Below are 12,638 nucleotides of genomic sequence, written 5' to 3'. Positions count from 1 at the left end.
CTTTCGTCTCGCTTTGCGCCACGGCTGCGCGGACGGCCGGTAAAGCGGCCGGCGGGCAGATCAAGTGCCGGTACCCCGCGGCCAGTGTGGTCGCCGCCAGCGTCGCCGCATCATCCATGATCACGCCCATCAGCGGCACCGTCGCCCCGGTCGCCAAGACCGCCGCATCATTTTTATTGGTTAAATGGCTCACAATTGGTCTCTCCTCATCTGTGCTGCTTTTAGCGTACCATAAGCGGCTGGCACTGCCACCCCATCTGGCGCCAGAAAAAAAGCGACCCCCTCGGCGGACCGAGAGAATCGCCATGACCTGATTGAAAATTACTTTGCCGCGAGCTGGCTCGCGACTTCCTTGACCACGGCCATGTCGGTCGGCCACGGCGTGTTGACGCCGCGGACTTTCTGGTAGGGATCGGCGCCCTTGGCCGCCACGATCACCACGTCATCGGGACCGCTGCTGGTGATGGCCGCCGTGATGGCCTCACGCCGGTCAAGCACCGTGTGGACCGTGACCTTGTCGTGATCGATGCCGGCATCGATCTCGGCGCAAATCTTCGCCGGGTCCTCAAAGCCGGGATCGTCCGTGGTCAGGTAGGCCGTGGTCGCGTACTCGCTGAGCACCTTGGCAAACCCTGGCCGGCGCGACACGCCTTTGTCGCCAGGCGAGCCGACGACCACGTGCATCCGCGGATCGTGGTACTCCGCCTTCAGAAAGTGAAGCAGCGCCTTCATGCCCCCGTAGTTGTGGGCGTAATCGACGTAGACGACGCCGTGCCCCGGCACCTCAATGTGCTCCATGCGACCGGGGATCGTGACGTTGGCAATGCAGGAATCGCCTTGGCGCCGTCCACGCCGGCCAGCCCGGCACCGATGATGGCCGCGGTGGCGTTGCTTTCGTTGAAGTCGCCGATCAGCCTCAAGTTGTACTGACCGGACACGTTGAGCGCGGCGGCCTTGTCGGTTACCGGCACCAGCTGGAACTGGCTGCGCGTCGTGCTCAGGGTTTTGCTTTCGAAGCGACAATCGATACGGATGTCATCGCGCTTGGGCTTGAAGTCCGTGCTGGCAAACAGGTAAATCGAGTCCGGATAGGTCGTGGTCATCGCCGCGGCGTACACCTCGTCGAAATGCTCGGTTTCCGCATTGATCACGACCTTGCGCGAGTTGACCAGCAGCTGCAACTTGTTGTGCAGGTAGTTGGCAAACGTCGGGTGTTCGTTTGGGCCGATGTGATCCGGCGTGATGTTCAGGAAAAAGCCGACATCGTAAGTCAGCCCGAACACGCGATTGCGCAGGTAAGCCTGACTGGACACTTCCATCACCAGGTGCGTCATGCCGTTATCGACCGCCGCGCGCATGTTGCGGAACAGGTCCACCGACTCCGGTGTGGTCAGATCGGACTTGAAGCGCTGATCCGGATTTGGCCCGACGATCGTGTCAATGGTGGAAAACAGCGCCACGTGCTTGGGGTGCGCCTGCTCCAGAATACCGCGCGCAAAGTACGCGGAGGTCGTTTTGCCCTTGGTCCCGGTGAAGGCGATCACGAACAGGTCATCCTGCGGAAAATCATAAAACGCCGCGGCCAGGATTGCCATCGCCTTGGTGATGTTGACCACGATCAGCGCGTTCATGCCGTTGCCTTCGACGTACGGCTTTTCGGCAACATAAGTGGTCGCGCCGTTATCCTTGGCCATCGACAGGTACACCGGCCGGAAGTGCGTGCCCTTGCAGAAAAACAGCGTGGGCCCCGAGACCTTGCGGGAATCGTAGGCGATCCCGGACATATCGGTGTCCAGGTCGCTTTGGACCGCGCTGCTTTTCAGCAAGTGGTGCTCCTTTAAAAGCAAAATGCATGCGTGCAATGAAAGTGCCATGTTTAGACTCCTCTGTGTTTGTTCACGAGCAATTATATCATAGGCTCACGCGAGCTTGACAACAGTGACCTGGTAAGCACCGCTGGGCGCCTGGACAGTCACCGTTTCCCCCACTTTGCGGCCGTTTAAGGCGCGACCCAGCGGCGAGTTGAGGGCCAAGTTGCCCGGCTTCATCGAGGCCTCGTGCGGCCCGACCAACCGGAAGGTCGTGACGTCCTCGTCGTCATCGAAGCGGACCGTTACGGTTTTCCCCAGATCGGCGATGGGCTTAGGATCTTCGGACACGACCTGGCCGTAGCGGATCACCTTGTCCAGGTAACGCAGCCGGCCTTCCAAATGGTGCAACTCGTACTTCGCCGTGCTGTACTCGGCGTTTTCCGACAGATCACCCAAAGCGCGAGCCGCTGCCAACGCCTTGATTTTGTGCGGGCGCTCGGCCTCCAGCAGAACTTTTTCCGCCTTCAGCGTCTTCATCCCGTCTTCTGTAATTTTATGATACTCAACCATTAAAGTGCCTCCCAACAGACGTTGATTGGCGTCATTTAAAACAAATTACCGAAAAATTCCCCAATGCCCCGAAACAATAACGTGAAGAACCCGGCCTTCTCGACCGTCTTGGCCGCGGTCAGCTTGGTCTGGTTGCCGGCTGCATTGCCCAGGTACGTCAGCTTCTCGCCCTTGGCATCGACCGTGAGCGCGCCAGCCGTAGCGCCTTTTTTTAACCGGCGCGGCAGCCTGCTTGGCCATGCCCTTCGCCGGCACGTAGGTGTACCTCAAGTCTTTGGTGGTCGCGCTAGTCGGCACCAACACGGAAACGGTGTCCGCCGCGCGCAAAGCCACGCTGCTTTGCTTGCCCTTATCCACCTTCAGCGCCTGGTGGCCGGCGACTGCCTGATTCTTAGTCGTGGCCGTGAGCGGCTTCCAGTCGGCAAACACCGCCCGCATGAGTTTAGCGGTTTGGTCAAAGCGCCGAGTGACCGCGGTCCCACCGGCGTTCAGAACGACCGTAATGAGCCGGTAGCCGTTCTTTTTGGCCGTGCCGGTGAAGCAGTTGCCGGCCAGATCCGTGGTGCCAGTCTTCAGGCCATCAACGGGCAGATCCTTTTGCGCAGAGACGCGGCCTGGCAGCATCCAGTCATAATTATCCATCTTGGTCTGGTCACTGGTGCCACGGCGGAACATCATGCTCGAGATCTTGGTGGTGTCCAGGATCTCCGGGTAGTCGTTCAGCAGGTGCTTGGCGACAATGGCCATGTCTTTGGCCGACATTTCATTTTCTGCGTTCGCCGGCGTGCCCGGGACCCGGTCAGTTTTCAGCTCAGAATTGTTTAGGCCAGTCACGTTCACGATTTTCGCGTCGCTGATGCCCCAGCCCTTCAGCAGGTCATCCATCTGGGTGACAAACTTGGGCTGCGAGCCGGCAACCGCGTTGGCCAGCAGCATCATCGCATCGTTGGCAGAATAGATCACGCTAGCCTGGTAAAGCTCCTTGATCGTGTACTTATTCTCCGGCTCCAGCGGCACCCCTGACAGGGACGTGTCCTTGGCCAGCGTGTAAATGGCGTTGTCCGGTGAGATCGTGTCAGTCCACTTGAGCTTGCCGTCATGGATCGCCTGCAGCACCAGGTACAGCGAGATCATCTTGGTCATCGACGCGATCGGCAGCGGCTGATCCGCGTTCTTCTGGTACAAGATCTGGCCGGACTTGGCATCCACCGCGACCGCCGCTTTTGCGTTGACGTCAACGTTGGTGGCCGCCGCCACGCTGGTCGGGGCCGCAGCGGCCCACACGGAGAGACTTGCGACCAGAACGATCAGGCCGCGCCAAAATTTTTTTTCATGGTTAAACTCCTCATTGATTTTTGACTTTTTGCGCCGGCTTTAGGGTTTGCCCCAAAGTCCGCGGCAGGTGAATGACAAAGCTGGTCATGGTCGGCGTCGAATCGGCGTAAATGTAGCCGCCATGCAGCGTGACAATGCTCTGGGCGATTGCCAGCCCCAGGCCGGTCCCGCCGGTTTCCTGGTTGCGCGAGCCTTCGACCCGGTAAAAGCGATCAAACAGCTTGCTCAGCGAATCGTTGGGGATCTGTTCGCCGTCGTTTTGCACCTTGATGACGACCTCGGAGCCCACTTCCTCGGCGTTGAGAAAAATGTGGTGGGCGCCTTTGCCGTACTTCAACGCGTTAGCAATCAGATTATTGAAGACGCGGCCAAGCTTTTCGGTGTCGGCTTCCATCATCAGCGGGTTCGGCCGCCCAGACACGACGAAGCGCAGGTGGTGTTTTTGCCCCTCCAACTCAAAGCTGGCGGCGAGCTGCTCCATCATCGCGATCATGTCAAACTTCACCGGATTCAGCGGGGTCGTCGTTTGGCGGACCTTCGTGTACTCAAACAGGTCCTCTACCAGCACTTTCATTTGCTTAGCCTTCAGGTACGCGGTGTGCGTGTACTTGACCAGCTCCTCATCGTTTTTATACTGCTTGTCCTCAATCAGGCCGAGGTACCCAATGATCGAGGTCAACGGCGTGCGAATGTCGTGGGACACGTTGGTGATCAGCTCATCCTTGCTGCTTTCGATCCGCCGCTCCTCTTGCATGGAGTTAACGGTGGAATCGACCAGCGCGTTAATAGAGTTGATCACCTTTTGCAGGTCGGTGTTGACCTTGAACTGGATGCGGTGATCCAGGTGGCCGTCAGCGATGTAATGCAGCTCGCGGATCACGTGGCGCATCTGGATCTGCCGGTAGCGGCGGATCAGGCGCCAGTAGACGACGATCACATCAACAATCGCCATGACGCCCATGAAGACGCTGCGCCATGACCACAGGTGCTGCTTGTCTTGGCCAAAGGTCAGGACGTTTTTCACACTCCAAATCGAATCCTGCAGCTGCTGGCTGATATCCACCAGCTCCTTAAGCAGCACGAACAGCGCAAAGTTGAGCATCAAAAGCAGGACAACAGTGACGGCGCCTTCAAACCACAGCTCGGATTTCTCCTTGCCAGCCAGGCGGACTTTTTCTGCCATGGTTAGGCCTCGACTTTGTAGCCGACACCCCAGACGGTTTCGATCACCTTTTCACCGCCAGTGGCCTCTTCGATCTTGTCGCGCAGGTGTGAGACGTGGACCATGACGGTTTTGGCCGACACAATCGACTCCTGCTGCCAGACGCGCTCGAAAATCTCGTCGGCGGAAAAGACGCGGTTGGGGTGGCTGGCCAGCAAGTACAAGATCCCAAACTCAAGCGCGGTCAGCTGGATCTGCTTACCGGTCAGCGTGGTGACTTCGTGGCTGTCCTTCATGATGGTGAGCGGCCCGACTTCAAGCTTATCCGGCTCGGTATTGGTGACGTTGTTCGTGAAGCGGCGGAGCAGACTCTTGACCCGCGCCATGACTTCCAGCGGGTTGAAGGGTTTGGTGACGTAATCGTCGGCGCCGGTGATCAGGCCTTGAATTTTGTCCATGTCGCCCGTCTTGGCGGAAACAATAATAATCGGGATCTGCGAATCCTTGCGCACCTGCTTGACCACGTCAATGCCAGACATGTTCGGCATCATGATATCGAGGATCATGAGGGCAATGTCGGGATTCGTGGCCAATTTCGTGATGGCCTCTTTGCCGCTGTATGCTTCAATTGGTTCGTAATGTTCATTTTTGACGTAAATACTGAGCAGTTCGACGATTTCCTTGTCGTCATCTACAATGAGAATTTTCATAAGAGTGCTCCTTTATAAAAGGCTGCGAAGGGTCTGCGCACTTAGCCCGATGGCTAACCTAGCCTGGTGCATTGCCGCCGCTTTTGGGCGGCGAGGCACCGGGCGTAGTTAGACACTCGGGCGTTGCAGACCCGGAGCGCAACTAGGATAAGGCTGCGAAGCGGGGCGATTTTAGCCCGATGACTAGCCTAGCCTGGTACATTGCCGCCGCTTTTTGCCGGCGAGGGCTTGGACGTAGCTAGGCGCTCGGGCGTTGCCCCGCTGAGCGCAACTACGATAAGGCTGCGAAGGCGGGCGGTTTTAGCCCGACGACTAGGAATAAGCCTGCGAAGGGTCTGCACTTTCACCTCGAGTAAAAGCATTGACTGACCGACTCCCCCATTTGCAGAAAAGTCCTCAGTCCGCCTTCATTGTACCAAAAGGATTGCCAGCTTGCTTAAGCCTTTGGGAATGGGCTGAAAATTCTTAAGGAAGTGGTCACCAAAAAGCCCCGACGCAAGCAGACTGCTTGCATCGGGGCCGAAAGTGATTGACTGAATTATTCGACCGAGTAATTAGGTGCTTCTTTGGTGATTTGAACATCGTGCGGGTGGCTTTCACGCAGGCCCGCGCCGGAGATCTGGATGAACTGGGCGTTGTCCTGTAGGTCAGTGACGGTCTTGGCGCCGACGTAACCCATGCCTGAACGCAGTCCGCCGTCCATTTGGTAAATGACGTCGGCGAGGCTGCCCTTGTAAGCGACGCGACCTTCGATGCCTTCCGGAACCAGCTTCTTGGCTTCGTTCACGCCGCTTTGGAAGTAGCGGTCCTTGCTGCCGTGGGCCTGCTCCATCGCACCCAGCGACCCCATGCCGCGATAAGTCTTGAACCGCCGGCCTTGGTAGATTTCCATGTCGCCAGGCGCCTCATCCGTGCCCGCCAGCATGGAACCCAGCATGACGGCTGTACCGCCAGCGGCCAGTGCCTTCACAATGTCGCCGGAGTACTTGATCCCGCCATCGGCAATGATGGCCTTACCGCGCTTGCGGGCCTCAGTCGCGGCATCGTAAACCGCCGTCAACTGCGGCACGCCGACACCGGCAACGATCCGCGTCGTGCAAATGGACCCCGGGCCTATCCCGACTTTGACCACGTCAACGCCGGCGTCGTACAGGGCCGCGGTACCTTCAGCGGTCGCCACATTGCCGGCGATCAGGGTCGCGTCCGGGAAGTGGGCGCGGATCTCCTTGACCTTGCGCAGCACCCCAGCGGAGTGGCCATGCGCGGTGTCGATGACGATGGCATCGGCACCGGCATCCAGCAGTGCCTGTGCGCGTTCGAAAGTGTCAGAGGTAACACCGACAGCAGCGGCAACCAGCAGGCGACCGTGGGCATCCTTAGCGGCGTCCGGGAACTCAACGACCTTTTCGATGTCCTTGATGGTGATCAAGCCGGACAGGCGGCCGTCTTCGTCAACCAGGGGCAACTTTTCGATCTTGTGGGCCTGGAGAATTTCCTCAGCCTCTTGCAGGGACGTGCCAGTCGGCGCAGTGACCAAGCCCTCCTTGGTCATGACTGAGCCAATCGCCACGCTGTGATCCTTGACGTAGCGCAGATCGCGGTTGGTGATGATGCCGGTCAGCTTACGGGAATCCTTGGAATCGACAATCGGCACGCCGGAGATCCGGTACTTTTTCATCAGCGCGTTGGCTGCGGAAACCGGGTCATTGGCGGTCAGGAAGAACGGGTTGATGATGACGCCGTTTTCGGACCGCTTCACGGTCAGGACCTCATCGGCCTGCTGAGCGATACTCATGTTCTTGTGAATGACGCCGAGGCCGCCCTGGCGCGCCATGGCGATGGCCATCGCAGAGGTGGTGACCGTGTCCATGCCAGCGGACAGGATTGGAATGTTCAACTTCAGGTTTGGTGCGAGCTGCACTTTCAACTCGACATCTTGCGGCAAAACGTGACTTTCTGCAGGGATCAACAGCACATCGTCAAACGTGAACCCTTTTCGCGCGAACTTCGTGTCCCAATTACTCAAGTGAGAGCCCTCTTTCGTTTTTTTGTTGTTGACCAGCATAGCACTGAGGGCCCTGAAGCGTCAATGGATACGCAAAAAGCCGCGCTGAGCCCTGACCCAACGCGGTTTGTAAATGATAATTGTCTCATTTTCAGTGAGCTAGCTCCGAATGATCAGAGCCAAGCAGACAAAAGGAAAATGAATTGTTCGCTATATTCGGGATTTTAACGGCTTGCCGAATAGAAAAGTTCGGATTACTGAGCCATCAGGCCCCGCAAGTGGTAGCGCCGCTTAAGCAGGTAGTGAATGCCGTAGGTGACCACGGCCACGACCAGGTAGACCGGCCACTGCATCGGTGACGTGATCGGCGACTTGATCATGCCGACCGCCCCGGCGGCCCAAGACCCGACCAGGATCACCATCACCATCATGACCATGACCTGCCAGGTCTTGCGCCGATCGGTCTTTTTCTTGGTGCTCCACTCGTTGTAGTAGGCAAAGGCAAACCCGGCGACCGCCGCCATCAGCAGCAACGACATCAGGCCGTTGCCACTGGCGGTTTGCGGCTTGTTGCGGTTAAAGTAGCCCATCACCCCGTAAACGAGACCAAACATGCTGGAAAACAGGAAGGTGAGATCCAGGCCGTTCAGCCAAAATGGCACTTTCTTACGCTTCTTGGGCCGGTGGATCAGGCTATTCGCCTTTTCCGTGACTGGCCCGTACAGCTGCGTGGCCGGCTTACCTTGGTGCTGCGCCGTGATGATCTCCGGCAGCAGTTCCTGCAGCACGGCCTTTTGGCGTTCTTCCGACCACTGGTGATCGGTCAGGATCCGACGCAGCTTGAACACGTACTCGTCATTTTTCTTCGACAGCTTGCCCAGCAAGGCGTCGACGTCAACGACTTCCTCCACTGCTTCGGCTTCTTTGACTGGTTTTTCCGTCACAATTGTTCCCCCTAAACGTTGAACCGGAACTCGATGATGTCCCCGTCCTGCACTTCATATTCCTTGCCTTCAGAACGGTAGCGGCCGGCTTCCTTGACCGCCTGGACAGACCCGTACTTGTCCAAATCGGCGAAACTCATCGTCTCGGCGCGAATGAACCCACGCTCGAAGTCGGAGTGAATGATCCCGGCGACTTGCGGGGCCTTCATCCCCTTCTTAAAGGTCCAGGCACGCGTTTCCGGCCCGCCGGCGGTGAAGAAGGTCGCCAGGCCCAGCAAATGATAGCTGGCCTTGATCAGCTTGTCCAGCCCAGATTCGGAGACCCCTTCGGCCTCCAGAAAATCGGCCTTGTCCGAGTCGTCCAGCTCGGCGATTTCCTCTTCGGTGCGGGCGGACACGGCGATTACTTCCGCGTTCTCCTTGGCGGCCTCCGCTTGATTTGCTGAACGTAAGGCGACGCGTCCGGATCGGCCATGTCGGCCTCGGCGATGTTCGCCACGTACAGGACCGGCTTATCGGTGAGCAGGAACAGGCCGTGGACGATCTTTTGCTCATCCTCGTTAAAGGTCAAAGACCGGACCGGCTTGCCGGCTTCGAGCACCGGCTTGATCCTTTGCAGCACGGCGAACTCGGCCTTGCCTTCCTTGTCGCCGCTTTTGGCGATTTTTTCAACCTTGGTGTAGCGCTTGTCGACGGAATCCAAGTCGGCGATGGCCAGCTCGAGGTTGATGGTCTCCATGTCGTCCAGCGGGTCGACCTTGCCGGTGACGCTGGTGATCTCATCGTCATCAAACGCGCGGACCACGTGAACAATGGCGTCCACCTGCCGAATGTTTTCCAGGAACTTGTTGCCCAGGCCTTCGCCCTTGGATGCGCCTTTGACGATCCCGGCGATGTCCGTGAACTCAAACGTCGTGTGGATGATCTTCTTGGCCGGGATCAGCTCGTCGATGCGGGCCAGGCGACTGTCTGGCACCTCGACCATGCCGACGTTCGGGTCAATTGTGGCAAACGGGTAGTTCGCCATTTCGGCGCCTGCCTTGGTGATCGCGTTAAACAATGTGGACTTCCCGACGTTGGGCAAGCCGACGATACCTGCTGTTAGTGCCATTACGTTACTCACTTTCCTTTTTGTCTGCTTTTACCAGGATCTTCTTCATTTTATGATCAAAATCGTGGCGGCTCATCATTACAATGTGGCCGCAGCCTGTGCATTTGATTTTGATGTCCATGCCGACGCGAATGATTTCCCAGTCGTTGGTGCCGCATGCGTGCGGCTTCTTCATCAGCACGCGATCGTGCAATTCGTACATCCTGATGCCTCCTTTAACGGCTGTCTAGTTCGCGCGCAGTTAATCCAGATCGACGTTGAACAAATCCAGCAGGCGGCTAAGGTCGTCCTGCGTCTCAAAATCGATCTCAATTTTACCCTTGCCCTGCTTGCTTTGGGCAATGTTGACCTTCGTGCCGAACTTATCCTGCAGCTGGTGCTCGCTTTCGCGCAGGAACGGCGACTTGGGGGCAACCTTCTTACTCGGCTTAGCGCCCTCGTTCAGCTGATTGATCAGGCGTTCGAGCTGACGCACCGTCAAATTATCCTGCACCGTCCGTTTGGCCAGGGGCACCAGGCGCTTCTTGTCCTTCAGAGACAGCAGCGTCCGGGCCTGACCCATCGACAGCTTTTTTTCGTTCAACAGTTTCTTGACCGCATCCGGCAGGGTCAATAGCCGCAGGTAGTTGGCGATGTACGGCCGGCTCTTGCCCAGCCGCTTTGAGACTTCCGCCTGCGTCAGGTTTAATTTCTTGATCAGTGTATCATACGCCTGCGCCTCATCAAGCGGGGTCAGGTCTTCACGCTGCAAGTTTTCGAGCACCGCGATCTCCATCATCTCCGGATCATCAAACGTGCGGATGATCGCCGGAATGGTTTTCTTGCCTGCGAGCTTAGACGCCCGGAAGCGCCGTTCGCCCGTGATGATCTCATAACCGGACACACTTTGTCGCACAATGATGGGTTGGAAGACCCCGGTTTGCTTGATGGAATCTGCGAGCTCATTCAGCGCCGCCTGGTCAAACGACTTGCGCGGCTGGTAAGGATTGGGCCGAATGTCCTTGAGGGGCAGTTCGTCCACATTGTTTACCGTCAGGTCGGGACTTTCGAAGTCCTTGAAAATGGCATCGATGCCTCGCCCTAAGCCCTTGCTGTTTTTATTCGCCATGGGCCGCTAGCACCTCCTTGGTCAAAGCTTCGTACACTTCTGCGCCCTTGCTCTTCGGGTCGTAATCGATGATCGGCAGCCCGTAGCTTGGCGCCTCGGCCAGCCGCGTGATGCGCGGAATTACCACATCGTACACCTTATCGCCGAAGTACTTGCGCACCTCCGCGATGACCTGGGCACCCAGATTGGTCCGGGCGTCGTACATGGTGAGCAAAACGCCTTCGATGCTCAGCGTCGGGTTGAAGTGCTTTTGCACCAGCCGGACGGTGTTGAGCAACTGACTCAAACCTTCCAGCGCGTAGTACTCACTTTGAACCGGGATCAAAATCGAGTTCGCCGCAGTGAACGCGTTGATCGACAGCTGACCCAAAGACGGCGGGCAGTCGACCAGCACGTAATCGTACTGGTCAAGCACCGGCTGGAGCCCCAGCTTCAGGCGCATTTCCCGCGCCATTTGGTTGGTCAGCTCGATTTCCGCGCCGGCCAGCTGAATCGTGGCCGGCACGATCGACAGGTTCTGGTGCTTGGTTTTCATGATGGCTGACTGAATCGGCTCCTCCGACACCAACACGTCGTAGATGTCCTTTGCGACGTCGGCCTTCGAAACGCCGACCCCGGAGGTCGCGTTGCCTTGGGCGTCGGCGTCGACGATCAGGACCCGCTTGCCGGCACTGGCCAGGCACGCACCTAAGTTGATCGTCGTCGTGGTTTTGCCCACGCCGCCCTTTTGGTTTGCGACCGCAATCACATGTGCTGCCATCTTGCCCTCCTACTTCTTTTCCTTTGGAATCTCGATGATGAAGCGGTAAGCCGAAGCGGTCTCCTCTTCCTTCACCTGCGGGGCCAGCCCCGCGTCTTGAATCAGTTTCACCGACTGCTTCAGTGTGTTGACCGCCATGCGCGCATCTTTAGTGACAAGCGTGCGACGGCGGCGTGGCTTTTTGGCCTTGTCCTTGGACTTAGTGGCGACCGGCTTGGCCACCGAAGATGGCGCCGGCGCTTGACGCCCAGCGTGTCATCGACCAGCTGCGCAGTTTCCTTGACAGTCAGGTGATTGGCCAAGATCTCGTGCAGCAGCAGCTGCTGGTGATAGTCATCCACCTTCAACAGCTCGCGGCCGTGACGCTCCGAAATTTCGCCGTTCATGATCGCCGCCTGGACCGAGTCGGACAGCTTTAAAAGCCGCAGTTTGTTGGCAACAAACGACTGGCTTTTACCCAGCTGCTTGGCCAAGTCCTGCTGCGTCATCGCGTTCAGCTTCATCAAGTCGGTGTAGGCCTCGGCCTCCTCAATTGGGGACAGGCCTTCACGCTGCAGGTTCTCGATCAAGGCCATGGCAGCCGACTCCTCGTCGCTCATCTTCTGAACGATGGCCGGGGCTTTTTCAAAATGCAGCGACTGCATGGCCCGGAAGCGGCGTTCACCGGCGATAATCTCATAGTGAGCCGGCTTGTACTCACGCACCACGATTGGCTGCAGCAGCCCGTGCTCAGAAATGGTGGCGGCCAGCTCCTGAATCGCTTCCGGGCTGAACACCTTCCGCGGCTGGAACCGGTTCGGCACGATGGCCGTCAGCGGCAGCTCTTGGACCACTGTCTCGTTACTTTGCGGTTTTTTTTCTTCCCAAAAAAAAGAGTGCCAAAGGCTAACCTCCTAACGGTTGCTTACTGGGCGTTCCCGGCTTGCGCGGAAAGCGGCCCGGTGTTTTGCTAATTTTATCCACCACGATCAGCGTCCGCGGGTCGCCGGTTTCCGGCAGGCTGAGCGTCTGCACTTGCTTTAGCTGGCCCCCCAGCTCCCCGAACGCCGTTTTCGCATGGCTGATTTCTTCTTCGCCCTTACTGCCCTTCAGCGCCACAAACTGACCGCCTGGCCGCACCAG

General features: G+C 57.9%; 10 protein-coding genes and 4 pseudogenes. All 14 read right to left on the bottom strand.

Translation table 11 applies throughout. The features are described from left to right. Positions 1-193: hypothetical protein (locus JCM13995_RS10390; RefSeq protein WP_156314443.1), on the bottom strand; the 193-nt coding region annotated here is incomplete at its 3' end. A gap of 128 nt (positions 194-321) precedes the next feature. Next, positions 322-1,874 (bottom strand): annotated as a pseudogene (locus JCM13995_RS10385) (UDP-N-acetylmuramoyl-L-alanyl-D-glutamate--2,6-diaminopimelate ligase). 45 nt (positions 1,875-1,919) lie between these two features. After that, positions 1,920-2,381: a transcription elongation factor GreA gene (gene greA, locus JCM13995_RS10380; RefSeq protein WP_054665341.1), complete on the bottom strand. Its 462-nt coding sequence runs from the start codon at positions 2,379-2,381 to the stop codon at positions 1,920-1,922. Between the two features lie 45 nt (positions 2,382-2,426). After that, complete coding sequence (locus tag JCM13995_RS10375) at positions 2,427-3,665, bottom strand: D-alanyl-D-alanine carboxypeptidase family protein (RefSeq protein WP_225350852.1); 1,239 nt, start codon at positions 3,663-3,665, stop codon at positions 2,427-2,429. Between the two features lie 61 nt (positions 3,666-3,726). Continuing rightward, positions 3,727-4,899 carry a sensor histidine kinase gene (locus tag JCM13995_RS10370; protein ID WP_054665338.1) on the bottom strand — a complete coding sequence of 391 codons (1,173 nt, stop codon included), beginning with the start codon at positions 4,897-4,899 and terminating at the stop codon, positions 3,727-3,729. Between the two features lie 2 nt (positions 4,900-4,901). After that, a complete protein-coding gene (croR, locus tag JCM13995_RS10365; RefSeq protein ID WP_054665334.1) occupies positions 4,902-5,588 on the bottom strand; it encodes a response regulator transcription factor CroR in 687 nt (228 codons plus the stop codon). 538 nt (positions 5,589-6,126) lie between these two features. Beyond that, positions 6,127-7,614, bottom strand: coding sequence for an IMP dehydrogenase (guaB, locus tag JCM13995_RS10360; RefSeq protein WP_054665343.1), 1,488 nt, complete (start codon positions 7,612-7,614; stop codon positions 6,127-6,129). 233 nt (positions 7,615-7,847) lie between these two features. Continuing rightward, positions 7,848-8,537 carry a DUF1129 domain-containing protein gene (locus JCM13995_RS10355; protein ID WP_054665331.1) on the bottom strand — a complete coding sequence of 230 codons (690 nt, stop codon included), beginning with the start codon at positions 8,535-8,537 and terminating at the stop codon, positions 7,848-7,850. 11 nt (positions 8,538-8,548) lie between these two features. After that, a pseudogene (ychF, locus tag JCM13995_RS10350) lies at positions 8,549-9,648 on the bottom strand (redox-regulated ATPase YchF). A gap of 4 nt (positions 9,649-9,652) precedes the next feature. Beyond that, positions 9,653-9,850: a DUF951 domain-containing protein gene (locus tag JCM13995_RS10345; RefSeq protein ID WP_054665328.1), complete on the bottom strand. Its 198-nt coding sequence runs from the start codon at positions 9,848-9,850 to the stop codon at positions 9,653-9,655. A 39-nt stretch (positions 9,851-9,889) separates the two neighbouring features. Further along, positions 9,890-10,756: a ParB/RepB/Spo0J family partition protein gene (locus JCM13995_RS10340; protein WP_054665324.1), complete on the bottom strand. Its 867-nt coding sequence runs from the start codon at positions 10,754-10,756 to the stop codon at positions 9,890-9,892. Further along, the gene (locus tag JCM13995_RS10335; RefSeq protein ID WP_054665319.1) at positions 10,746-11,516 is read right to left on the bottom strand and encodes a ParA family protein; all 771 of its coding nucleotides are present in this window, start codon (positions 11,514-11,516) and stop codon (positions 10,746-10,748) included. Before JCM13995_RS10335 ends, JCM13995_RS10340 begins: the two co-directional genes overlap by 11 nt. A 9-nt stretch (positions 11,517-11,525) precedes the next feature. After that, positions 11,526-12,349: pseudogene (noc, locus tag JCM13995_RS10330) on the bottom strand (nucleoid occlusion protein). A gap of 52 nt (positions 12,350-12,401) precedes the next feature. Continuing rightward, a pseudogene (locus JCM13995_RS14965) lies at positions 12,402-12,638 on the bottom strand (16S rRNA (guanine(527)-N(7))-methyltransferase RsmG); the annotation flags it as partial.

The sequence above is a fragment of the Lacticaseibacillus camelliae DSM 22697 = JCM 13995 genome (genome assembly GCF_001311195.1).
GTDB lineage: Bacteria > Bacillota > Bacilli > Lactobacillales > Lactobacillaceae > Lacticaseibacillus > Lacticaseibacillus camelliae.
This window is presented reverse-complemented; position numbering and strand designations above follow the sequence as displayed.

Bases quoted from the DNA above. Each gene is read 5' to 3' on its own strand.
- JCM13995_RS10340 (WP_054665324.1), bottom strand. From the start codon at position 10,756: ATGGCGAATAAAAACAGCAAGGGCTTAGGGCGAGGCATCGATGCCATT.
- croR (WP_054665334.1), bottom strand. From the start codon at position 5,588: ATGAAAATTCTCATTGTAGATGACGACAAGGAAATCGTCGAACTGCTC.
- greA (WP_054665341.1), bottom strand. From the start codon at position 2,381: ATGGTTGAGTATCATAAAATTACAGAAGACGGGATGAAGACGCTGAAG.
- JCM13995_RS10370 (WP_054665338.1), bottom strand. From the start codon at position 4,899: ATGGCAGAAAAAGTCCGCCTGGCTGGCAAGGAGAAATCCGAGCTGTGG.
- JCM13995_RS10345 (WP_054665328.1), bottom strand. From the start codon at position 9,850: ATGTACGAATTGCACGATCGCGTGCTGATGAAGAAGCCGCACGCATGC.
- JCM13995_RS10335 (WP_054665319.1), bottom strand. From the start codon at position 11,516: ATGGCAGCACATGTGATTGCGGTCGCAAACCAAAAGGGCGGCGTGGGC.